The sequence below is a fragment of the Rhodococcus sp. Ni2 genome, assembly GCF_021352185.1.
Taxonomy (GTDB): Bacteria; Actinomycetota; Actinomycetes; order Mycobacteriales; family Mycobacteriaceae; genus Rhodococcus_F; species Rhodococcus_F qingshengii.
Map to the genome: position 1 here is coordinate 165,661 of NZ_WOXZ01000002.1, position 23,321 is coordinate 188,981.

At 63.0% G+C, this 23,321-nt stretch carries 23 protein-coding genes; 21 read left to right on the top strand and 2 right to left on the bottom strand.

The genetic code is table 11. The features are described from left to right. Positions 1–234 precede the first annotated feature (234 nt). From ftsH to GN300_RS14410, 13 genes are all read left to right on the top strand, one after another. Complete coding sequence (ftsH, locus tag GN300_RS14350; RefSeq protein WP_063315065.1) at positions 235–2,817, top strand: ATP-dependent zinc metalloprotease FtsH; 2,583 nt, start codon at positions 235–237, stop codon at positions 2,815–2,817. Positions 2,818–2,876: 59 nt separating this feature from the next. After that, on the top strand, positions 2,877–3,494 hold the full coding sequence (gene folE, locus GN300_RS14355) for a GTP cyclohydrolase I FolE (protein WP_019746783.1): 618 nt from the start codon (positions 2,877–2,879) through the stop codon (positions 3,492–3,494). Positions 3,495–3,499: 5 nt separating this feature from the next. Next, a complete protein-coding gene (folP, locus tag GN300_RS14360; protein WP_020968349.1) occupies positions 3,500–4,360 on the top strand; it encodes a dihydropteroate synthase in 861 nt (286 codons plus the stop codon). 1 nt (position 4,361) lies between these two features. Next, a complete protein-coding gene (gene folB, locus GN300_RS14365) occupies positions 4,362–4,727 on the top strand; it encodes a dihydroneopterin aldolase (RefSeq protein WP_003945780.1) in 366 nt (121 codons plus the stop codon). Next, entirely contained in the window at positions 4,724–5,227 is a 504-nt protein-coding gene (gene folK / locus GN300_RS14370) for a 2-amino-4-hydroxy-6-hydroxymethyldihydropteridine diphosphokinase (RefSeq protein WP_003945848.1), read from the top strand. The genes folB and folK overlap by 4 nt, the downstream gene beginning before the upstream one ends. A 17-nt stretch (positions 5,228–5,244) precedes the next feature. Further along, the gene (locus GN300_RS14375; protein WP_153213529.1) at positions 5,245–5,712 is read left to right on the top strand and encodes a DUF3180 domain-containing protein; all 468 of its coding nucleotides are present in this window, start codon (positions 5,245–5,247) and stop codon (positions 5,710–5,712) included. Between the two features lie 68 nt (positions 5,713–5,780). Next, the gene (locus GN300_RS14380; RefSeq protein WP_197487696.1) at positions 5,781–6,884 is read left to right on the top strand and encodes a DUF6779 domain-containing protein; all 1,104 of its coding nucleotides are present in this window, start codon (positions 5,781–5,783) and stop codon (positions 6,882–6,884) included. A gap of 110 nt (positions 6,885–6,994) precedes the next feature. Further along, positions 6,995–7,936, top strand: a complete 942-nt coding sequence (locus tag GN300_RS14385; protein WP_003945822.1) for a Rossmann-like and DUF2520 domain-containing protein — start codon at positions 6,995–6,997, stop codon at positions 7,934–7,936. Then, on the top strand, positions 7,929–8,861 hold the full coding sequence (gene panC / locus GN300_RS14390; RefSeq protein ID WP_175280118.1) for a pantoate--beta-alanine ligase: 933 nt from the start codon (positions 7,929–7,931) through the stop codon (positions 8,859–8,861). The genes GN300_RS14385 and panC overlap by 8 nt, the downstream gene beginning before the upstream one ends. 27 nt (positions 8,862–8,888) lie before the next feature. Beyond that, positions 8,889–9,335, top strand: a complete 447-nt coding sequence (panD, locus tag GN300_RS14395; RefSeq protein ID WP_003945761.1) for an aspartate 1-decarboxylase — start codon at positions 8,889–8,891, stop codon at positions 9,333–9,335. 3 nt (positions 9,336–9,338) lie between these two features. Beyond that, on the top strand, positions 9,339–10,154 hold the full coding sequence (locus tag GN300_RS14400) for a type III pantothenate kinase (RefSeq protein WP_007726991.1): 816 nt from the start codon (positions 9,339–9,341) through the stop codon (positions 10,152–10,154). 261 nt (positions 10,155–10,415) lie between these two features. Continuing rightward, on the top strand, positions 10,416–10,934 hold the full coding sequence (locus tag GN300_RS14405) for a cysteine dioxygenase family protein (RefSeq protein WP_007726989.1): 519 nt from the start codon (positions 10,416–10,418) through the stop codon (positions 10,932–10,934). Beyond that, positions 10,931–11,353 carry a rhodanese-like domain-containing protein gene (locus tag GN300_RS14410; protein WP_003945445.1) on the top strand — a complete coding sequence of 141 codons (423 nt, stop codon included), beginning with the start codon at positions 10,931–10,933 and terminating at the stop codon, positions 11,351–11,353. The genes GN300_RS14405 and GN300_RS14410 overlap by 4 nt, the downstream gene beginning before the upstream one ends. 21 nt (positions 11,354–11,374) lie before the next feature. Here GN300_RS14410 and GN300_RS14415 read toward each other — a convergent pair whose 3' ends face one another. After that, on the bottom strand, positions 11,375–12,334 hold the full coding sequence (locus tag GN300_RS14415; protein WP_063315063.1) for an AraC family transcriptional regulator: 960 nt from the start codon (positions 12,332–12,334) through the stop codon (positions 11,375–11,377). Positions 12,335–12,414: 80 nt separating this feature from the next. On the opposite strand from GN300_RS14415, the gene GN300_RS14420 reads away from it, so the two are divergent. From GN300_RS14420 to GN300_RS14455, 8 genes are all read left to right on the top strand, one after another. After that, positions 12,415–13,248, top strand: a complete 834-nt coding sequence (locus GN300_RS14420) for an NAD(P)H-binding protein (RefSeq protein WP_063315165.1) — start codon at positions 12,415–12,417, stop codon at positions 13,246–13,248. Next, a complete protein-coding gene (locus GN300_RS14425) occupies positions 13,245–13,748 on the top strand; it encodes a DUF1772 domain-containing protein (protein ID WP_063315062.1) in 504 nt (167 codons plus the stop codon). Before GN300_RS14420 ends, GN300_RS14425 begins: the two co-directional genes overlap by 4 nt. Positions 13,749–13,759: 11 nt before the next feature. Beyond that, positions 13,760–15,271: a lysine--tRNA ligase gene (gene lysS / locus GN300_RS14430; protein ID WP_063315061.1), complete on the top strand. Its 1,512-nt coding sequence runs from the start codon at positions 13,760–13,762 to the stop codon at positions 15,269–15,271. A gap of 642 nt (positions 15,272–15,913) precedes the next feature. Beyond that, on the top strand, positions 15,914–16,252 hold the full coding sequence (locus GN300_RS14435; protein WP_003945673.1) for an Lsr2 family protein: 339 nt from the start codon (positions 15,914–15,916) through the stop codon (positions 16,250–16,252). Between the two features lie 150 nt (positions 16,253–16,402). Then, positions 16,403–17,299, top strand: coding sequence for a triacylglycerol lipase (locus GN300_RS14440; RefSeq protein ID WP_047269726.1), 897 nt, complete (start codon positions 16,403–16,405; stop codon positions 17,297–17,299). Positions 17,300–17,337: 38 nt separating this feature from the next. After that, positions 17,338–18,195, top strand: a complete 858-nt coding sequence (locus GN300_RS14445; RefSeq protein WP_063315060.1) for a triacylglycerol lipase — start codon at positions 17,338–17,340, stop codon at positions 18,193–18,195. Positions 18,196–18,492: 297 nt separating this feature from the next. Then, on the top strand, positions 18,493–21,036 hold the full coding sequence (locus tag GN300_RS14450; protein WP_003945604.1) for an ATP-dependent Clp protease ATP-binding subunit: 2,544 nt from the start codon (positions 18,493–18,495) through the stop codon (positions 21,034–21,036). 77 nt (positions 21,037–21,113) lie between these two features. Further along, positions 21,114–21,593 (top strand): nucleoside deaminase, encoded by a 480-nt coding sequence (locus GN300_RS14455; RefSeq protein ID WP_054187906.1) that lies wholly within the window; start codon positions 21,114–21,116, stop codon positions 21,591–21,593. Positions 21,594–21,650: 57 nt separating this feature from the next. Here the strand turns inward: GN300_RS14455 and fadD5 are convergent, their stop codons facing one another. Then, complete coding sequence (gene fadD5 / locus GN300_RS14460) at positions 21,651–23,240, bottom strand: fatty-acid--CoA ligase FadD5 (RefSeq protein ID WP_003945871.1); 1,590 nt, start codon at positions 23,238–23,240, stop codon at positions 21,651–21,653. Positions 23,241–23,321 lie beyond the last annotated feature (81 nt).

Here is a 23,321-nt window from a genome sequence, read left to right on the forward strand (position 1 = left end):
CGATAACCACTATGGGCATGTTCGCTCACAGGAAACTGTGCTGCGACGTAGCCCGGGAACCTGATCGGCAATGCGCACGTTGAACACAGTGACGACCGTTCCAACCAAGCGGCACGGCCGCTGGCGGGCATCGATGGGGCCGATCGCGGTAACCTGCAGGTGTCCGGTTGGCAGCCGGAAGGCGACCTGGCAGACCCGCACTCTCGAAAGGACCGGCCACATCGGCCGACCTGTATGAACCGTAAGACTGTGTTCCGTAACGTGCTACTCGTAGCCGTCGTGCTGTTGGTGATCTATGCCTTCAGCTACTTCAGCAACGACACCCGCGACTTCAAGACCGTCGACACCTCGGTCGCGATCTCCCAACTCGACGCCAAGAACGTTGAGTCGGCGCAGATCGACGACCGTGAGCAGCAGGTTCGTCTGTGGCTCAAGAACGGCAACGACGCCACCGATGGTAAGACGCAGATCCTGGCGAAGTACCCCGCGAGTGCGTCGGAGCAGATCTTCGACAAGGTCGAAGGCGCCGGTGCGGACAAGTTCAACACGACGGTCACTCAGGAGAGCTGGCTGACGTCGATCCTTCTGTTCGTGCTGCCGATGATCATTCTGTTCGGCATCTTCTTCTTCGTCATGAACCGGATGCAGGGCGGCGGTGGTCGCGGCGGAGTCATGGGATTCGGTAAGTCGAAGGCCAAGCAGCTCACCAAGGACATGCCGAAAACCACGTTCGCCGACGTCGCCGGTGCGGACGAGGCTGTCGAAGAGCTGTACGAGATCAAGGACTTCCTGCAGAACCCGGCCCGCTACCAGGCGCTCGGCGCCAAGATTCCGCGCGGTGTCCTGCTGTACGGCCCTCCCGGAACCGGTAAGACGCTGCTCGCACGCGCTGTCGCAGGCGAGGCCGGCGTCCCGTTCTTCACCATCTCCGGTTCTGACTTCGTCGAGATGTTCGTCGGTGTCGGTGCTTCGCGTGTTCGCGACATGTTCGAGCAGGCCAAGCAGAACAGCCCCTGCATCATCTTCGTCGACGAGATCGACGCCGTCGGTCGTCAGCGCGGCGCAGGCCTGGGCGGCGGACACGACGAGCGCGAGCAGACACTCAACCAGTTGCTCGTCGAGATGGACGGCTTCGGTGATCGCACCGGCATCATCTTGATCGCCGCAACCAACCGCCCCGACATCCTCGACCCCGCACTGCTGCGTCCGGGACGCTTCGATCGCCAGATTCCGGTCGGCGCCCCCGACCTCGCCGGTCGCCGCGCGATCCTGCGCGTGCACTCGCAGGGCAAGCCGATCGATCCCAACGCCGACCTCGAAGGTCTCGCCAAGCGGACCGTCGGAATGTCGGGTGCTGATCTCGCCAACGTCATCAACGAGGCTGCGCTGCTCACCGCACGCGAAAACGGAACCGTCATCACCGAAGCCTCGCTCGAGGAATCGGTGGATCGTGTTGTCGGTGGACCGCGGCGTAAGAGTCGCATCATCAGCGAGCACGAGAAGAAGATCACGGCGTACCACGAGGGCGGTCACACTCTGGCTGCTTGGGCAATGCCTGACATCGAGCCGGTCTACAAGGTCACGATCCTCGCTCGCGGTCGCACGGGTGGCCACGCGATGACCGTGCCCGAGGACGACAAGGGTTTGATGACGCGTTCGGAGATGATCGCTCGTCTCGTCATGGCGATGGGTGGACGCGCCGCCGAGGAGTTGGTGTTCCACGAGCCCACCACCGGAGCGTCGTCCGATATCGACATGGCGACCAAGATCGCCCGCGCGATGGTCACCGAATACGGCATGAGTGCCAAGCTCGGCGCGGTTCGCTACGGACAGGAGGGCGGGGATCCGTTCCTCGGCCGTTCGATGGGCGTTCAGTCCGACTACTCACACGAGATCGCCCGTGAAATCGACGAAGAGGTGCGCAACCTCATCGAGGCAGCGCACACCGAAGCGTGGGCAATCCTCAACGAGTACCGCGATGCGCTCGACCTCATCGCTACCGAACTGCTCGAGCGTGAGACGTTGACTCGCAAGGACCTCGAGAAGATCCTTGCCGGCGTCGAAAAGCGTCCGCGCATCACGGCTTTCAACGATTTCGGTGGGCGTACGCCTTCGGATCGTCCGCCGGTGAAGACTCCTCGCGAACTCGCGATCGAGCGCGGCGAAACCTGGCCGGAGCCCGCTGCGGCACCTGTTCTCGTCAAGGCAGGTGCACCCAACAGCGGTGCCCCCAACGGTGGTCTCCCCAACAACGGTGGTCTCCCCAACAACGGTGGTCTCCCCAACAACGGCAACCAGGGACCCTCGAACGGCTACGCACAGCCTTCGTACCCGCAGCCGAGTGCTCCGCAGCAGACTCCGCAACCGGGAACACCCGACTACGGAGCGCCCGCCGGATGGTCGGCACCGGGTTGGCCTCCGCGTGAGAACCCGTCGCCGACGTACCCCGGACAGCAGTCGGGTGGGTACACCGGTGGACAGAATCCGACCCCGCCGAACCAGTCGCAGGGCCAGTACGGTCAGCCCCAACACGGTCAGCCCCAGCCCGATCAGGGGCAGTACGGCCAGCCGCACCCGGGACAGCAGGCGTACCCGGAGCAGCCGCATCCCGGCCGCCGTTACCCCGCGCAGCCCGATTACCCGGTGCAGTACCCGGACAGTGGACCCTTCGCCGATCCGAACCGGGGAAACCCGACCGGTGAAAACCAGTGGCAGAGCCCCGCACCGGAACAGCCGCAAACTCCTCCGCCGCACCATTCGGCTGAGGACGAGGGACCGAGCACCGTTCGCTGGGACGGACCGGACGGATCTCGCTGACCTTGCGCCACTAGGCTCTGCGGCGGGGGACCTGTGAACAATTCTCGAGGAGAGTTCGGTTGTCGGTGAATGATGTGGCCAGTGAACTGGTGTCGCTCGGAACGGGCCGCCCGTTCGATCAGGCGCGGGCAGAGGCTGCCGTACGGGAATTGTTGATCGCGGTCGGTGAAGATCCGGAGCGCCCAGGCCTGCTCGATACGCCGGCCCGGGTTGCGCGCTCGTACAAGGAGATCTTCGCGGGTCTGTACTCCGAACCTGACGACGCGTTGAACACGACTTTCGACGAGGGTCACCAGGAGTTGGTGCTCGTGCGAGACATTCCGATGTTCTCGACGTGCGAGCACCACCTGGTGTCCTTCCACGGTGTTGCTCACGTTGGCTACATCCCGGGAAAGTCGGGCAAGGTCACCGGTTTGTCGAAGCTCGCGCGCGTCGTCGACCTGTACGCCAAGCGTCCGCAGGTTCAAGAACGCCTGACCAGTCAGATCGCGGATGCTTTGATGCGCAAGCTCGACCCGCGTGGAGCCATCGTCGTCATCGAAGCCGAGCATCTGTGCATGGCGATGCGCGGTATCCGCAAGCCCGGAGCCAGCACGACCACGTCTGCGGTTCGTGGGCTCCTGCAATCCAGCGCGGCCTCGCGGTCCGAAGCGCTGGACCTCATCCTGCGTAAGTGAGCAAGATGTCCGCGGCTCCCGTTGCAGGCAGCGATCCGGCCCGGATGGTCGTGATGGGGATTCTGAACGTCACCGCCGATTCGTTTTCCGACGGTGGTCAATTTCTCGATCGTGACGCGGCGATCGCTCGCGGACTCGAACTGCAACGCATCGGCGTCGACATCGTCGACGTCGGCGGCGAGTCGACGCGTCCCGGAGCCACCCGCGTCGATCCGAAACTCGAGGCGGACCGAATTGCCCCGGTGATCGAAGAACTGGTGGCAGCCGGAATTCGCGTCAGCGTCGACACGATGCGTGCTTCCGTCGCCGCCGCCGCGATCGAAGCGGGCGCAGGCATCGTCAACGACGTATCGGGTGGTCGCGCAGACCCCGACATGGCCTCCGTTGTGGCCGACGCCGGAGTGCCCTGGATCCTCATGCATTGGCGCTCGGCCGGTGACTACGTCCATCGTGGCAGCGCCGATCACTACGACGACGTGGTCCGCGACGTCCGTGACGAACTGCTGTCGCAGGTCGATCTGGCGTTGAAAGCAGGGGTCGATTCGTCGTCGATCATCCTCGACCCCGGCCTCGGGTTCGCTAAGAACGCCGACCACAACTGGGCACTGTTGCGAGCACTACCCGAGTTCAACGCGACCGGATTCCCGGTACTGGTCGGCGCTTCCCGAAAGCGTTTCCTCGGGTCTCTGCTCAGCGATCCCGACGGCAATCCGCGTCCACCCGGTGGCCGCGAGACTGCGACGGCCGTGGTCTCCGCCCTTGCAGCGCGCGAAGGCGCCTGGGGAGTTCGGGTGCACGACGCACAAGCTTCGCTCGACGCCATTGCCGTGGTCGACGCCTGGAACCGTGGACGAGAAAGGGCCTGACATGGGGGACCGAATCGAATTGCGCGGACTGAAGGTTCGCGGCAATCACGGAGTGTTCGACCACGAGAAGCGTGACGGTCAGGACTTCTTCATCGACATCACCGTATGGATGGACTTGGCTCCCGCCGCGGCGTCGGACGACCTGACGCAGACCCTGCACTACGGCGAGTTGGCGGAAGCCGCCGCAGCGATAGTCGCCGGCCCGTCGCGCGATCTCATCGAGACCGTCGCCGCGGAGATCGCCGACGACGTCATGAAAGATTCGCGAGTCGAGAGCGTCGAGGTTGTTGTCCACAAACCGTCGGCACCGATTCCGCTGGTTTTTGCGGACGTCGCCGTCGTCGCACATCGGACCCGATCGGCATGACGCGCGCTGTTCTGTCGATCGGTTCCAACATCGGCGACAGCGTGGCTCACCTGCAGTCCGTTGTCGACGGGTTGGGCAGCGCCGTCGTTGCTGTCTCACCGGTCTACTCGACCGCGCCGTGGGGTGGCGTCGAGCAGCAGGATTTCTACAACGCGGTGGTGGTGGTCGACGATCCCGAAGCCGATGCCGCTGAATGGCTTCGCCGCTCGCAAGCTCTCGAGGAAGCCGCAGACCGGGTGCGCGAACAGCGGTGGGGGCCACGGAGCCTGGACGTGGACGTAGTCGACTGCGAAGGCGTCGTCAGTTCCGATCCCGTGCTCACACTTCCGCATCCGCGCGCGCATCTTCGGGCATTCGTTCTCGTTCCCTGGCTGGACGTCGAGCCTGACGCGACGCTGATCGTCGACGGCCAGAAGTTGCCGGTGGCACAAATTCTCGACGGCCTCGATCGCACTGAGCGCGAAGGTGTCCGCACTACCGATGTGGTGCTTGCGCGGTGACCGAAAACGACAAGGGTTTGAAGCCGACCCGGATCAGTGAACTCGCGGTACTCGCCGCAGTGGCGGCCGTGGCCACCTGGATTCTGATTCGCGTGTTCTACGGTTCGATGCCGCCCATCCCTGTTTATGCGGGAGCGTCGCTGTACTTCGTGGCCGTTGCCGAGGCCGTCTTCGCTTTTGTCATTCGTTCACGCGTCAAAAACCGGCAGGTCGGCGACGGGCTCAGACAGCTTCATCCGATCACCGCCGCCCGAGCGCTGGCATTGGCCAAAGCATCCGCTTTGGTCGGTTCAGCTACCGTCGGTGTCTGGGTCGGAGTGCTGGTGTATCTCATCCCACAGCGCTCGGTTCTGCAGGCTGCAGCCTCCGACACGCCGGGCGCGTGGGTGGGGTTGGGCGCCGCAATTGCGCTGGTAGCGGCAGCTCTGTGGCTCGAACATTGTTGCAAGACGCCGGAAGATACACCTGACGAGCCTGCGCACTGACAGCCTGGTCGGCAAATCACCCACCGAGGTACGTGGCGACCCCGGTCTCGGCAAGTACCCTGGCAACCATGACAAATTCTGGTCGATCGAAGTCTGCGCGCCGAAGCAAGCGCAGCGCGAGCCAGATGATCATTGCTGCTCTTCTGGCACTTGCTGTCATTGCTTCGCTGTTTCTGATTTTCAGCAACAGCGTTCAGCTTCTTCGGGTGGGTCTGGTCGTCGCTCTGTGGGCAGCCACCCTCGGCGCTATCGCCATGACCAAGTATCGGCGTGAGTCGGCACTGGACAAAGCCAAGGTTGCTGATCTGCAGACCGTGTACGAACTGCAGCTCGAACGTGAAATTTCTGCTCGACGCGAGTACGAACTGAGCGTCGAAGGTCGCGTGCGACGTGAGGTGACCGCGGACGCGGAGGAGCTGGCCGGGTTGCGCGCCGAATTGGTAGCGCTGCGCCGAAACCTCGAAGCACTGTTCGAAGGTGGGCTGCTGCCCGAACAGACCGCGCTCAAGACCGATTCGACGCGAGTGCCGGAACTTGGCGGTAGTTCGTACGGCGCGTACCAGCCGGCACCGTCGGGGTTGTACGTTCCCGGCGCCGGCCAGAGCGGGCCCAGCCAACCGGCACCGAACGTCGGCGGCCTGGCTTCACCCAACGACGATCCGGTGACTGCTGAGACAACCGTCGTGTTCGCGGAGACGTCGTGGCGTGACAGCAGCTTCGTGGCGCCGCGCGTCATCCCGACCCAGAAGTCTCGAGAGACGCAGAAGCCCCAGAGCGGGAACCAAGCACCGAGTTCTCCGGTGAGTTCCTCGCCGACACGAACGGTGAAAGACGTTCCGGTGAAGAAGGATTCGGAGCCGGTCGCGCCGGTCGAGCCTGAAGTCAAGGCTCCCGCCCAGGCCCCGAACATCGAAGATGCCGTCATCGAAGACGCTGTCGTCGAAGAGGTGCCCGAGGTTGTTCCCGCGGTTGTTCCCGAAGCTGTCGCGGAAGCTGAACCCGAATCCGCTGCGGAGCCTGACGCGGAGCCGCGACGTCGTCGCCGTGCTGCCCCGGAAGATGCCGCCAGTGGTGCTCATTCCAACGGATTGACCGTCGCCGAAATCATGGCAAACCTGAGTTCGAACAACCCGTCCGAAGGCTCCGGTCGACGCCGTCGCCGAGAGGACTGAGTCGCAGATCACTCGCCCGGCCATGGCATGACGGTTCGGGCGAAGGATATCCTCGGACGCAGAACGTCTGGTACCCGCCGAGCGGGACTGGAACGAACGAGAGGAATCCGGTGACTTCCTTCGGGATCACTAATGGACCTGCACCTGCGCGATTGACGGTAGGAATTGTCTCAGCAGGCCGGGTCGGAACAGCTGTCGGTGCCGCATTGGAGCGAGCCGGTCATGTTGTCAGCGCTTGCTCCGCCGTCTCCAGCGCCTCGGTTGCCCGCGCTGTGAAGCGGCTTCCCGATACCGAAATTCTTCCGGCTGCCGACGTCGCAGCTCGTTCCGAGTTGCTGATTCTCGCCGTTCCTGACGATCAGCTTGCGGATCTTGTTCGAGGTCTGGCGGCCACCCATGCCGTCAAGCCGGGCACGCTCGTCGCCCATACGTCCGGTGCCAACGGGATCGCGATCCTGACTCCACTCACCGAACTGGGCGCACTACCCCTGGCTATCCATCCGGCGATGACGTTCACCGGTCACGACGAGGACACCGCACGGCTGTCGTCGGCATGCTTCGGAATCACCGCTGCCGACGACATCGGTTACGCGATCGCGCAGTCACTGGTCCTCGAGATCGGCGGCGAGCCCGTCCGAGTGCGCGAGGAGAACCGCGCGCTCTACCACGCCGCACTGGCTCACGGCAGTAATCACCTGGTCACGCTCGTGGTCGACGCCGTCGAGGCCCTGCGAGCGTCGTTGCAAGGTGACGAGCTGCTCGGTCAGCAGTTGGTCGACGGCGATCCGGGTGGAGTGGCCGAGCGTGTCCTGCAGCCGCTGCTGTCGGCGGCCTTGGACAACGCGCTACGACGCGGTCCCTCGGCGTTGACCGGCCCGGTGGCACGCGGCGACGCTGCTGCTGTCGACACACATTTGCGCGTACTGACAGACCTGGATCCGGAGCTCGCTGCCGGCTATCGGGCGATGTCCTTGCGATCGGCCCAGCGGGTGGGCGCCCCCACCGAATTGTTCGACATCTTGACTGAAACGGGAGGTGACCGTCGTGAGTGATCTGCAGGGCGGATACAAGCGCGGCGAACTGACGGTGCACCACGATCCGGACAAGCTTCGGCGCGTCTCGCGGGCACTGCGAGGTGTCGGGCGTCAGGTGGCGCTCGTTCCGACGATGGGTGCGCTGCATGCCGGCCACATCGAACTGGTTCGTCAGGCCAAGGTCACCGGCGCCGTCGTGATCGTTTCCATCTTCGTGAACCCGCTCCAGTTCGGTGCCGGTGAAGACCTGGACGCGTACCCGCGCACTCTCGATGCGGATCTCGACCTGTTGCGCGCCGAGGGCGTCGAATTGGTGTTCGCGCCGAGCGCCAAGACGATGTACCCGCGGGGCCAGCGCACCACCGTCGTGCCGGGCCCGTTGGGTAGCGAACTCGAAGGCGGAGCGCGCCCCACTCACTTCGCGGGAATGCTGACGGTAGTGGCGAAGTTGCTGCAGATCGCGGCACCCAATCACGCGTACTTCGGTGAGAAGGACTACCAGCAGCTGACGCTCATCCGTCAGATGGTGTGGGATCTCAACTTCGATGTACAGATCATCGGAGTTCCGACGGTTCGCGAGTTCGACGGTCTCGCGTTGTCCTCTCGCAATCGCTACCTCGACGAGAACCAGCGCGCGGCAGCGGTCGCGCTGTCCGCCGCTCTGATCGCCGGTGCACACGCGGCGGCTGGGGGAGCGGAAGCAATCCTGGAAACCGCACGCGCTGTTCTGGCAGCTGTTCCGGAAATCGAGGTCGACTACCTCGAGGTTCGGGGCGTCGATCTGGGCCCCGCGCCCGAGCGAGGTGACGGTCGACTGTTGGTGGCCGCCAAGCTCGGAACCACCCGTTTGATCGACAACGTCGGTGTCGCGGTGGGAACCGGCTTCCTCGAGCGTGACACCGACCCATCCGCCGACGCCATCGACGACCTGCTGTCTCACTGAGCACTTTTCACGAGTAAGGACCTGGATATGTTTCGCACGATGATGAAGTCGAAGATCCACCGCGCCACCGTGACTCACGCCGACCTGCATTACGTCGGCTCCGTCACCGTCGACCAGGATCTGATGGACGCCGCAGACCTCCTCGAAGGCGAACAGGTGTGCATCGTCGACATCGACAACGGTGCGCGTCTCGAGACGTACGTCATTGCCGGCGAGCGCGGAACTGGTGTCATCGGAATCAACGGTGCGGCAGCGCATCTGGTCAAGCCAGGCGACCTGGTCATCCTCATCGCCTACGGCGTGATGAACGAGCAGGAAGTCAAGGAGTACTCCCCGCGCGTCGTCTTCGTCGATGCCGACAACAAGCAGATCGAACTCGGTTCCGACCCGGCTCACGCGCCGGAGGGTTCGGGTCTGATCACCCCACGCATGCTGTCGACGCTCGAGGCCTCGCGCGAATCCAGCCTGGTGTAATCCATGCTGCTCACGGTCGACGTCCGGAACACCAACATCGTTCTCGGTCTGTTCTCCGGGACTGGTGAGTATTCGAAGCTGTTGCAGGACTGGCGAATGCGAACCGATCCTCGGATGACTGCCGACGAGTTGGCGTTGACCTTCCGTGGGCTGTTGGGTTCTCATGTCGATCAGATCACCGGCGTTGCGGCGCTGTCGACAGTGCCGTCCGTCTTGCGTGAAATCCGTGTGATGCTCGAGCGGTACTGGGGTCACGTTCCCCATGTGGTGGTCGAACCGGGTATTCGCACCGGTGTGCCACTGCTGGTGGACAACCCCAAAGAGGTGGGAGCCGACCGGATCGTCAACAGCCTTGCCGCTCACCATCTTTACGAGGGGCCGTGCATTGTCGTGGACTTCGGTACGTCGACCTGTGTCGACGTCGTTTCCGCCAAGGGTGAGTTTCTGGGCGGCTGCATCGCGCCCGGACTCGAGATCTCGACCGATGCCTTGGCGTCGCAGTCCGCTGCGCTGCGCAAGGTCGAATTGGTGCGCCCGCGTTCGGTGGTCGGCAAGAATACCGTCGAATGCATGCAGTCCGGTGCGGTATTCGGCTTTGCAGGCCTCGTCGACGGATTGGTCAACCGCGTCCGCGACGAACTACCGGAGTTCGGTGGTGACGACGTCTCCGTGATCGCGACCGGGGACAGCGCACCGCTGATCATTCCCGAGTCCGACACCATCGATCACCTCGAACGGGACCTCACCCTCGAGGGGCTGAGGTTGGTCTTCGAGCGCAATCAGGCGCGTCGTGGATCCGGTCGACGACCCGTCGCCTGATCGATGGTTTCGTTCCAGCGGTTTCGCGATTGCAAAAGTTATGCCACAATGGTGCTCGTGAATCGCTGCATGGGTGCTCAGGAGTGTTGTCGAGGCTGACCGCTGCCTTGACCAATTCACATTCCTTGGAGCTAGCTCGTGCTATCCACATATTCTGCAGATCTCTCTGTTTTGACCCCGACTCTCGCTGCTGATCGTGCTGTTTCCGCAGGTCGTAGCGCTAATCGTGGGGCGTCCGGACGCCGTCCGAGTGGTGCGTCGTTGCCTACCCGCCTTCGCCCGGCCGATCTGCTGCGTCTGACCGACGAGGGAGCAAACGGCGTGCTCGACGGCCGTTTCGATCACCTCATCCCCGACACCTTCCCGACGCTCGACCGTTGGTCCACCCGCTTGCACGCGGACGACGACGTCGATGTGTGGCTCATCAGTTGGGTGCCCGAACGCAACACCGAATTGCACGACCACGCAGGCTCGTTCGGCGCCTTGACCGTCCTCAGTGGTTCGCTCACCGAATTCCGTTGGGCCGGTGACGCCCTGGTGGAACGCCAGCTCGACGCCGGCGACCAGGCTTCGTTCCCACTCGGCTGGGTTCACGATGTCGTGCGTTCGACGGATGCTCCCGGTGCTCCGATCGAAATCAGCTCTGATGCACCGACTCTGAGCGTTCACGCGTACTCGCCGCCGCTGACGGCAATGTCCTTCTACGAAGTGACGGATCACCGGACACTTCGCCGCACCCGTACCGAGCTGACCGACCTGCCCGAGGGGGGCACCAAATGACCATCGACCAAATGCTCGACGACGCTCGCGCACAGATCGATCGTATGTACGTCTTCCAGCTCACCGAAGCCTTCCACCGCGGCGCGATCTTCGTCGACATTCGCCCGCAGGCGCAGCGCGCCATCGAGGGAACTCTTCCCGGCGCACTCGCGATCGAGCGGAACGTGCTCGAATGGCGCCTCGACCCCACCAGCAGCGCACACCTCGCGTTGGCCACCGACCACGACGTCGAGTGGGTGATCGTCTGCTCCGAGGGTTACACCTCGAGCCTGGCCGCAGCGTCGTTGCAGCAGTTGGGTCTGCACAAGGCCACCGATCTCGTGGGTGGATACCAGGCGATCAAGGCCGCCGGCCTGCTCGGTGCGCTCAGCGGAGTGCGTCATTGCTCCCGCGAGTTGGCGGCGGTTTCGGCTCATTGAGGTATTTGCTGTGCGCCTTTGTTAACCGCGGGCGGTTAATAAAGGCGCACAGCGGGTCTGGCGGTACATCTTCGGGCTCATTCCGTGATGACGGGTGAACGCGGTTGTGAGGGCGAAGGGGCTCGAGTAACCCACTTCTCGCGCGATCGACGACACCGTTCGTGCCGGGTCTGCGAGCAGATCTGCCGCCACGGACAGTCGCCACTCGGTCAGATAGCCGACAGGTCCGAGCCTCATGAGGCTGGTGAACCGGCGCGCGAAGGCCGCTCGCGAACTGCCGGACTCCTGGGCCAGGCTCGCGACCGTCCAGGGGTGTTCCGGCCGATTGTGTATGAGCCGCAAGGCATGCCCAATGATGGGATCCTCGTAGGCCTTGATCCATCGCGGTGATCGATTCGGGTTCTCGGCGAACCAGGTCCGGGCCGCTGAGATCAGGACCAGGTCAAGGAGCCTGTCCAACAACACTTCCTGTCCGGGCCCGTCGGCGGCGATCTGTTGTTCCAGAAGGTTTGTCATCGGCGCGGTTTCGATGCTGCGTCGTACTACCGCGACGGGTGTCAGGCTGTCGAGGATCTGGCGGCTGACGTAGGAGTCCAAGCGATAGGTGCCCGTGAGCATGACGGTCTTGCCGTTCGTAGAGTTGCCCCACGTGCGAACTCCGAGCACTGACATGTCCTCGAGTGGTGAGCCGTCGACCGCGGCGCAGTTCTGCGCCTCGTCGATGAGTACGTGGACCGGGGTGCCGGGTTGATCGGCGACCGTATAAGGATCCGGTCCCCGCAAAAGTGCCACGTCGCCGGCCCCGAGATTCTCGGTCTGTCCGGTGTCGGAGAGGACGACTGCGGTGCCGCGAACCAGAACCAACACGGTGACGGGTGCGTGGTCCTCGATACGTAGCGACCACGGCGGATCGAGCAACGAGCGCAACAGAAATGCACCTTCCGCTCGGGATCCTGCCAGCATCATCGACAATGCATCCATGATTCGACGGTAGACGCTGGCGTATGTTTTTGCGACCTTCGGCTATGGATCGTATTGGCGTCGCGCGGTCGAATGAGTTCATGACTTCAACAAGTGAAATTCAGTCGGCGGTAGTGATCGGTGGTACCGGCAAGACCGGTGCGCGCGTTGCACAGAGGTTGACGACAGCGGGAATCCCTAACCGAATCGCGTCGAGAACATCCGGGACACCTTTCGACTGGAACAATCAGACGACATGGCGGCCCGCTGTGTCCGGTGTCGAAGCGGCATACGTGACCTATGCGCCGGACCTCGCAGTGCCGGAATCGAGCACCCACATCGAGGAACTCGCGGATCTCGCGTACCGCGAAGGGGTTCGTCGCATGGTGCTCCTGTCCGGACGGGGTGAACCGGCGGCACAGAAAGCCGAACAGGTTCTGGCCGACAGCGAACTGGAATGGGCTGTGGTGCGGGCCAGTTGGTTTGCCCAGAACTTCAGTGAGGGGTATCTGCTCGATCCGATCAGGGAAGGCCACCTGGCACTTCCGGTCGGTGAGGTGGGGGAGCCCTTCATCGACGTCGACGATCTCGCTGACGTGGCGGTGGCCGCATTGACTCGAGCCGACCTCCTCGGCCGCGTTCTCGAGGTGACGGGTCCGCGGTTGCTCACTTTCGCGGAGGCAGTGAGTGCGATTTCGAGGGCGTCGGGCCGCCCCGTGATATTCGAAAGGATTGGACTGCAACAGTTTTCCGATGGTATGGCCGAAGTCGGCGTCCCGAGTGATGTAGTCGAGTTGCTCACGTACCTGTTCGCCGAGGTTCTCGACGGACGAAATCAAAGTGTGACCGGCGTCGTCGAAGAGGTCCTGGAACGGCCCGCCCGCGATTTCTCCACTTTTGCCGCCGAGGTCGCTCGAACGGGGGTTTGGTCGTGAAGAAGTCCGAAATCATTCTGGAGCTGCTGGTCGGCGGGACTGCACTCGGCGCGCTCGTCGCCGGGGGTGCGTTGTTCGCGTTCTCTTCCTTTGTGATGCCCGCCCTGCGATCGGTGGATGCGCAGACCGCGATCGCGTCGATGCAGGCGATCAACCTCGAAGCGCCGCGTAGTGCGTTGATGCTGCCGCTGGTCGGATCGGCGCTCACCGCGATCGCTGCTGGAATCTGGGCATCGATCTCCAGGCCGGACGGCTGGGTCCTTGCTGTTGTCGGTTGCGTCGGGGTACTCGCGTCCTTCGCGGTGACCGCGATCTACCACGTCCCCCGCAACGACGCGTTTGCCTCGGTCAGCACTACCGACGCAGGCGCATGGGCGTCGTACGAGGCGGGTTGGACGATGTGGAATCACGTCAGGGTGGGGCTGTACCTGCTGTCGGGAATCGTGCTCGCGGTGGCTGCGGTACTACCAGCAACAAACGCGGTGGACACGGCCCAGTAGTCTTGTACCCCGTGAGTGATGTAGAAGCCCAGCCAGTCGACGACACCCCCGAGCAGCTCCGTATCCGGCGCGAGAAGCGTGAACGGATCCTCGCGCAGGGGCAGGAGGCGTACCCGGTCTCGGTCGATCGCACCCACACGCTCGCGCAGATCCGCGCAGAGTTCCCGGAACTCGAAGCTGACACCGCTACCGGCGTGATTGTCGGCGTCGTCGGTCGCGTCATCTTCATGCGCAACACCGGCAAGCTGTGCTTCGCGACTCTGCAGGAAGGCGACGGCACCCAGCTGCAGGCCATGATCAGCCTCGCCGGCGTCGGCGAAGAGGCATTGGCCGCCTGGAAGTCCGACGTCGATCTCGGCGACTTCGTCTTCATCCACGGTGAGGTCATCAGCTCCCGTCGCGGCGAGCTCAGCGTGATGGCCGACGCGTGGCAGATCGCATCCAAGGCGCTGCGCCCCCTGCCGGTCGCACACAAGGAGATGAGCGAAGAGTCTCGCGTGCGGCAGCGCTACGCGGATCTGATCGTTCGGCCTGAGGCTCGGGACAACGCCCGCAAGCGTGTTGCTGTCGTCCGCGCACTGCGCAATGCTCTCGAGAGCCGCGGCTTCCTCGAGGTCGAGACGCCGATGCTGCAGACGCTGCACGGCGGCGCGGCAGCTCGCCCGTTCGTCACGCACTCGAACGCTCTCGACATCGACCTGTACCTGCGTATCGCGCCGGAACTGTTCCTCAAGCGTTGCGTCGTCGGCGGTATCGAGAAGGTCTTCGAGATCAACCGCAACTTCCGCAACGAAGGCGTCGACTCCACCCACTCGCCGGAGTTCGCAATGCTCGAGACGTACGAGGCCTACGGCACGTACGACGATTCCGCGAAGATGATTCGTGAGCTCGTCCAGGAAGTTGCGCAGGAAGCATTCGGCACGCAGGTCCTCACCCTCGCCGACGGTTCCGAGTACGACGTCAGTGGCGAGTGGCAGGTCCTCGAGATGTACCCGTCGTTGTCGGCGGCCATCGGCACCGAGATCACCCCCGATACGACGGTCGACGAGCTTCTCGCTTTGGCGGAGAAGGTCGGCCTCGAGGTTCCCAAGGACAAGGGTTACGGCCACGGCAAGCTTGTCGAGGAGCTGTGGGAGCACCAGTGCGGCGATCAGCTGTACGTCCCGACGTTTGTCCGTGACTTCCCGGTCGAGACGTCGCCCCTGACCCGTGATCACCGCAGCAAGAAGGGTGTCACCGAGAAGTGGGACCTGTACATCCGCGGATTCGAGTTGGCGACCGGCTACTCCGAACTTGTCGACCCGGTCATCCAGCGTGAGCGCTTTGTCGACCAGGCGCGCCTCGCGTCGGCAGGCGACGACGAAGCGATGGTGCTGGACGAGGAGTTCCTCGCCGCGATGGAACAGGGCATGCCGCCGACCACCGGCACCGGCATGGGAATCGATCGACTGCTGATGGCTTTGACTGGTCTCGGTATTCGCGAGACGATCCTCTTCCCGATCGTTCGTCCGTCCGCTCGCTAGCTTTACTTCGATCAAGGTTCGGCCGCACATGTTGCGGCCGAACCTTTTTCAGTTGGGGCGCTCCCAAGGTATTCGATAGTTCCCAACGACATTCGCCTGCGGCAAAGGATTCATCCATGCGCGGTCGCCCGAGTTTCGGACTCTCGAATTGTTGCGATGATTTGGTCGATCGTGCCCTGGTTGAGTGTGTCAGGTAGTCCCTGATCCGACTGGACAAGGAAGACCATGACCTCGGCTGTGGAGTATCCGGGTGTGGTGACGACATCGAATTGTGCTGAGGGCGGATCGCATTCGTTGTCCGCCGGGATATTTGTGACGGTTGCGGCGTACCGGATCGCAGGGCGTCCGGAGATGGTGAAATTCGTGGGTCCGCCGTAAGCGATACTGGCGAGAGTGCTGTTCTTGGAGGCGAAGATTGCGCTCGGTAGAGGTCTTTTCTCGAGCCGTCGTCTGTCATGATTCCCCCGTCTGGATGCATCCCCCGATGCGTCGCGAGGAGTGTATCGGCACTGTCTTTGTCGCAAGACAAGTCGACCGGCATACCCGGCGGCGAGAAGTCCCAATCATCCTGACGAGCCAAGACAGGACGTTTGTCCAGGTGCTATTGTCGCTGCTTATCGAAGGATCTGGGGAGGAATGGTCGTGGTGAAAAAGGTTGTTGTCACGATGGTTGACGATCTGGACAAAAAATCGCCCGCGGACGAAACTGTGGAGTTTTCCGTCGACGGAGTTGCTTACGAAATCGATCTCACCGCCGCTCACGCCGCGGAACTGCGCGATGCACTGAAAAAGTGGATTCCTCATGCGAGAAAGTCGAATTCCGCCAAATCAGTCAACGGAGCGGTGACCAAATCCCGTCCCGTTGCCGACCGCGATCAGAGTGCCGCCATCCGTGAATGGGCCAAGGGTGCCGGCTTCGAGATTTCGGCCCGCGGTCGTATTTCCACCGAGGTGCGCCGAGCCTACGAAAAGGCCGTCTGAAATGGATCGCGAATGGATTCGGGCGCATTTTGCCGAAACGGATTGATAACGCGTTCTAGTTTGTTAGCGTCTGCACGGTTCGCATCTCTCGTAGAGGAGTCGGTCGTGCACAGAAACAGGTTGTTCGGGGGCGTGGTTCTTGCCGCTCTGATGCTCGTCGGGTTCACCTCCGTGGCTTCGGCTCAGGCTCCGTTGCCCGTGCCCAATGCCTTCCTTGCCGGTGTGCCTCAGGAGTTGGGAAATCCTGGCGGTTCAGCTCCGGGATCCAATGACTTTTCGTGTAAACCGACTGCCGAACATCCCAATCCGGTTGTGCTCGTTCACGGAACGGGTGGAAACAGGCAGACCAACTGGGCCACCTATGCGCCGTTGCTCGCCAACGAGGGCTACTGCGTCTTCGCGCTGACGTACGGCAACTTCCCCGAGCAACCGTGGCCGTTGTCGGCGATCGGTGGAATGCAGGAAATTCCTTCCAGCGCAGCACAATTGTCGAATTTTGTCGATCAAGTACTTGATGCCACGGGTGCTACATCGGTAGATCTGATCGGACATTCCCAGGGCACCATCATCAACGGGTACTACGCGAAGTTCCTCGGTGGTGCCGACAAAGTGGACAACATCGTCTCGGTGGCGTCGCTGTGGAAGGGAACGCTCGGAAACGAGCAGGCAAGTGTCGGCCGCAGCCTTCGCGAACTCGGGGTATCCGAGGCAGCGCAGGCCGGATTCCCGATCTGCAAGGCATGTCTGAACATGGGGGCAGGCTCGGAGTTCATCGAAAATCTCCGTGCGGGAGGCGTTTACGCGCCGGGTGTTCACTACACGAACATCACGACCCGCTACGACGAACTGGTGCTGCCGTATACGAATGGGCTGGAGCCTGGGCCGAACGCCACCAACATCGTCGTCCAGGACGGTTGTGAGCAAGACATCTCCGATCACCTCGCCATCGCGGCATCGCTGCGCGCCGCGACTTTTGCTCTCAATGCACTCGACCCCGCGCATCAGCGGCCGGTACCGTGCAACTCGGTATTGCCCGTCGTGGGTTGATCACTATGCGGAGGCCTTCGGTGGGGATTCGAACATGCGTGGGCGCTCTCGCTGTGGCGGGAGCCGTGGCCGCGTCCGCGCCGTCTCTTGCGTCGGCGAACGAACCTCTTCCCGTTCCGTCCGGTTTCCTCAGTGGAATCGTCCTCGAAGCGACCAACCCGGGCGGATCGGCCCCTGGCACCAACGACTTCTCGTGCGCGCCTTCCGCTGCTCATCCTGATCCGGTCGTCCTGGTGCACGGGACGGCGGCCAACCGTCAGACCAATTGGGGCGTACTCGCACCCGTACTGGCCAACGAGGGATACTGCGTTTTTGCGCTCACCTTCGGGAATCGAACGGACCAGCCGTGGCCGATTTCCGCGGCCGGCGGTCTCGCACCACTCGGAGACAGCGCAGGGCAGCTGTCGGACTTCGTCGACGACGTTCTCTCTGCGACGGGTGCCTCGAAGGTCGACCTGATCGGGCACTCCCAGGGGACGACGGTCAGTGCCTACTACGCCAAGTTCCTCGGCGGTGACACGCACGTTTCCAAGATCGTCTCCATCGCTCCGTTGTGGGACGGCTCGGAGGTCGGCCCGCCGGAAGGCGTCGGGGGACCGGATTTCGACAACGCCAGCTTCGTCACCGAACTGCGCGACGCGGGCGTCTACTCCGATGACGTCGAGTACACCAACATCGTGACTCGGTTCGATCAAGTGGTCGTTCCGTACAGCAGCGGAATACTGGCCGCGTCGAACGCGTCGAACATAGTTGTTCAGGACGGTTGCGAGCAGGACCTGTCGGATCACATCGCGCTGGTGGCGTCGCAGCGAACGGCGACTCTGACGCTCAACGCGCTGGATCCGTCGAATCCGCGTGAGGTGCCGTGCGCTCGGGTACTCCCGATATTCGGCTGATCAGGCGTCGAAAATCGCTGTTCGCTTCAGGCGTACAGGAACCGGGAAACGATTCCCTCAGCTGCGACGTTGTGAACGGTAAGCAGTCCGGCTTCCGCCGCCAATCGGGTGGAGGAGCAGCAGGTGGACTTCGCGCCCTCTAGAGTAATAAGTGGGGTCGTGCAACCTTTGTCGATTCGTGGACGTCAGTCCGCTGACCGGCGAGGCGATCAGTCTGTAGTGCCGGAGCGAAACGCGGCGACCAGGGACGAGACATCCGGTCTCGAACCTGCCCGCCGGAGAGTGTGAGGGAGAGCGATGTTCGAGAGGTTCACCGATCGCGCGCGGCGCGTTGTTGTCCTGGCTCAAGAAGAAGCCAGGATGCTCAACCACAACTACATCGGCACGGAGCACATCCTTCTCGGCCTCATTCACGAGGGCGAAGGTGTCGCAGCCAAGTCGTTGGAGTCGTTGGGTATCTCCCTCGAGGGAGTCCGCAGCCAGGTCGAGGAGATCATCGGCCAGGGCCAGCAGGCTCCGTCCGGTCACATCCCCTTCACACCGCGCGCCAAGAAAGTCCTCGAGCTGAGTCTGCGCGAAGCGCTGCAGCTCGGACACAACTACATCGGTACGGAGCACATCCTGCTCGGTCTCATCCGTGAGGGTGAGGGCGTAGCAGCCCAGGTTCTGGTCAAGCTCGGTGCCGATCTCAACCGCGTCCGCCAGCAGGTCATCCAGCTGCTGTCGGGCTACCAGGGCAAAGAGCCCACCGAAACCGGTGGCACCCGCGGAGAGGCCGGCACGCCGTCCACCTCGCTCGTGCTCGACCAGTTCGGTCGCAACCTGACGCAAGCTGCCCTCGAAGGCAAGCTGGACCCGGTCATCGGCCGCTCGAAGGAAATCGAGCGTGTCATGCAGGTTCTCTCGCGTCGTACCAAGAACAACCCGGTTCTCATCGGCGAACCCGGTGTCGGTAAGACCGCTGTGGTCGAGGGCCTGGCTCAGGCAATCGTCAACGGTGAGGTCCCCGAGACCCTCAAGGACAAGCAGCTGTACACGCTCGACCTCGGGTCGCTCGTGGCCGGCAGCCGTTACCGCGGTGACTTCGAAGAGCGCCTGAAGAAGGTTCTCAAGGAGATCAACACCCGCGGCGACATCATCCTGTTCATCGACGAGCTGCACACCCTCGTGGGTGCGGGCGCGGCCGAAGGCGCTATCGACGCGGCCTCCATCCTCAAGCCCAAGCTTGCTCGCGGTGAGCTGCAGACCATCGGTGCCACCACGCTCGACGAGTACCGCAAGTACATCGAGAAGGATGCTGCTCTCGAGCGTCGTTTCCAGCCCGTTCAGGTGGGCGAGCCGACCGTCGAGCACACCATCGAGATCCTCAAGGGTCTTCGTGACCGCTACGAGGCTCACCACCGTGTCTCCATCACGGACGGTGCTCTCGTGGCAGCGGCGACGCTGGCCGACCGCTACATCAACGACCGTTTCTTGCCGGACAAGGCGATCGACCTCATCGACGAGGCGGGCGCGCGAATGCGCATCCGTCGGATGACTGCACCGCCGGACCTGCGCGAATTCGACGATCGCATCGCCGACGCGCGTCGCGAGAAGGAGTCCGCGATCGACGCGCAGGACTTCGAGAAGGCTGCGAACCTGCGTGACAAGGAGAAGACCCTCGTTGCTCAGCGCGCTGAGCGTGAGAAGCAGTGGCGTGCGGGCGACCTGGACGTCATTGCCGAGGTCGACGACGAGCAGATCGCCGAGGTTCTGGGCAACTGGACCGGTATCCCCGTCTTCAAGCTCACCGAGGAGGAGACCACTCGTCTGCTCCGCATGGAAGAGGAACTGCACAAGCGGATCATCGGCCAGGAAGAGGCGGTCAAGTCCGTCTCGAAGGCGATCCGTCGTACGCGTGCAGGTCTGAAGGATCCCAAGCGTCCCTCGGGCTCGTTCATCTTCGCCGGCCCGTCCGGTGTCGGTAAGACGGAGCTCGCGAAGTCGCTCGCCAACTTCCTGTTCGGTGACGACGACGCCTTGATCCAGATCGACATGGGCGAGTTCCACGACCGCTTCACCGCTTCGCGTCTGTTCGGTGCCCCTCCCGGGTACGTCGGATACGAAGAGGGTGGCCAGCTCACCGAGAAGGTGCGCCGCAAGCCGTTCAGCGTTGTCCTGTTCGACGAGATCGAGAAGGCACACCAGGAGATCTACAACACCCTCCTGCAGGTCCTCGAGGACGGCCGTCTCACCGACGGCCAGGGACGTACCGTCGACTTCAAGAACACGGTGCTGATCTTCACGTCCAACCTCGGTACGTCTGACATCTCCAAGGCAGTCGGCCTGGGCTTCAGCTCGGGAACGGGCACGGAGTCGAACTACGAGCGCATGAAGCTCAAGGTTCACGACGAGCTGAAGAAGCACTTCCGTCCCGAGTTCTTGAACCGTATCGACGACATCGTCGTCTTCCATCAGCTCACGAACGAGCAGATCGTTCAGATGGTCGACCTGATGCTCGCTCGCGTCGAGGCGGCACTCAAGAACAAGGACATGGCCATGGAGGTCACCGACAAGGCCAAGTCGCTTCTGGCCAAGCGCGGATTCGATCCGGTACTGGGTGCACGACCGCTGCGTCGCACCATCCAGCGCGAGATCGAGGACCAGATGTCCGAGAAGATCCTCTTCGGAGAGATCGGACCCGGCCACATCGTGCTCGTCGACGTCGAGAACTGGGACGGCGAAGGCTCGGGTGAGGACGCGAAGTTCACGTTCACGCCCACCAAGAAGCCGATCGACGTGCCGGACGCACCGCCGATCGAGCTGACCAAGGCCGGCGAAAGCGAAAGCGCAGCAGAGTAGTACAGCAGAGTAGGTAACGAACGGGCGGCACCTCACCGGTGCCGCCCGTTTCGTGTATCACGGGAGAGGGCGTACACATGAACGACATCGAACTGGGTCACCTGCGTCGTTGCGTCGAATTGGCAACGGAAGCATTGGATGCGGGCGACGAACCTTTCGGTTCCGTCCTGGCAGCGGCCGACGGAACATTTCTGGCGGAAGATCGAAACCGGATCGCGGGCGGCGACAACACTCGCCACCCCGAGTTCGAGCTGGCTCGGTGGGCGGCTCAGTACCTGACGCCGGAAGAGCGTTCGACGGCAACGGTGTTCACCTCGGGAGAGCACTGCGCGATGTGTTCGGCCGCGCACGCGTGGGTGGGCCTCGGACGTATCGTCTACATCTGCTCTTCGGCTCAACTCGGCGACTGGCTCGCGGAGTGGGGTGTGTCCCCGGCGCCGGTGAAGTCTCTGTCCGTCAACGAGGTTGCGCCGAACGTCCCGGTCGAAGGCCCGGTGCCGGAGTTGGTTCCGCTGGTGCGAGAACTGCATCGGAAGTTGCATTCGCAGAGCGCTTGACGGGCACACACAAACGGGCGGCACCTCGCTGGAGGTGCCGCCCGTTTGCGTGTGAAGTCAGGAAACTGCGTCGACCGCTCGAACCTTCTCTCGCAGTTCACCCTTGACGACCTTGCCGCTTGCATTGCGCGGCAGTGCTTCCACGACGACGATGTCCTTCGGGTGCTTGTAGCGCGCGAGACGATCGTTGAGGAAGCTGCTCAGCTCCTCGATGGTCAGGTCCACGGCTGAACCTGGCGCCATCGCGACGATCGCTACCGGCACCTCGCCCCACTTGGCGTCGGGGCGACCGACGACGGCCGCTTCGACGATCAATTCGTGTTCGTAGAGAACGTTTTCCACCTCCGCGCAGTAGATGTTCTCTCCGCCGGAGATGATCATGTCCTTCTTGCGATCCACGACGTAGACGAAGCCTTCGTCGTCGACTCGAACGAGATCGCCGGAGTGGAACCATCCACCGTGGAAGGCGTCAGCGGTGGCGGTGGGGTTGTTCCAGTATTCGCTCATCATCGTGGGCCCGCGGTAGACGATTTCACCGATTTCACCGGGCGCCACGTCGTCCATGTTCTCGTCGACGACCCTGGCCGAGATGGTCGGGATGACCCGACCGACGGATCCGAGCTTACGAATCGCATCCTCGCCGTCGAGAACGCAAGTGATGGGCGACATCTCGGTCTGACCGAAGACCGCGACATTGAATGCGTCCGGGAAGGTTTCGGCCATTGCCCGCAGGATCGTATCGGACGACGGTGCGGCGCCCCACGAGATGTTCTTCAGCGACAGTGCTCGAGGTTGCGCCTTCTGTACTGCGCACACGGCCTGCCATTGCACGGGCACGAGGAACAAGCTGGTGACCTTCTCGGCTTCCAGAATGTCGAGTAGTTGACCCGGGTCGAATGCGCCGACCGGATGGATCACCGTGGTCGTGCCGAGTTGCAGGCTCGGCGCTATGGAACCGAGGGCTGCGATGTGGAACATGGGCGACGCACAGAAGCCGATGGAATCGGCATTGAACAGGTGGAAGGCCCTGATACAGGTCAATGCTTGCGAAGACAGGTTGGAGTGGGAGAGCACCGAGCCCTTGGGGCGACCGGTGGTTCCCGAGGTGTACATGATGAGTGCAGGAGTGTCGTCCGGGATGTCGACGAACGCGTGCGACTCGCCCTCTTCGCTGATCAAGTCCTCGTAATTTAGGCTGTCACCCTCGGCGGGGGCGCCTACGGTGATGGAGATGTCGATACCCTCGGACGCGGCTCGCGCAGCTCCGGCCAACGGAGCCAACGGTCCTTCGGCGACAATGACTTTGGAGCCGGAGTCGTTTACCAGATAAGCGACCTCGGGTGGTGTCAGACGGAAGTTCACCGGAACAGCGATGGCGCCCAGTGCGTTGGTCGCGAGCACGACCTCGAGGTATTCGGGGCGGTTGAGCATCAGGATGAGCACGCGGTCGCCGAAGCTGACGCCGCGTCGGGCAAGAGCGTCCGCCAGCTTCTCGACGCGTGCGTCGAGGGTGCTCCAGGTGATGGAATCGCCCAGGAATCGCAGTGCGGTGCGATCGGGAATCATCTGCGCATGCCTGGCGATCTGATTGTTCCAGTTGGTGCGGCGTGAACGCTGCGCCTCGGAGACTGCATCGGTGGAGGCCATCGATGGGTTCCTCTCATGCGTGGGTGATTGTGTGACTCAGGCTACAGTGAGCCGTCGATTCGTACAGTGGTTTTGTTAACG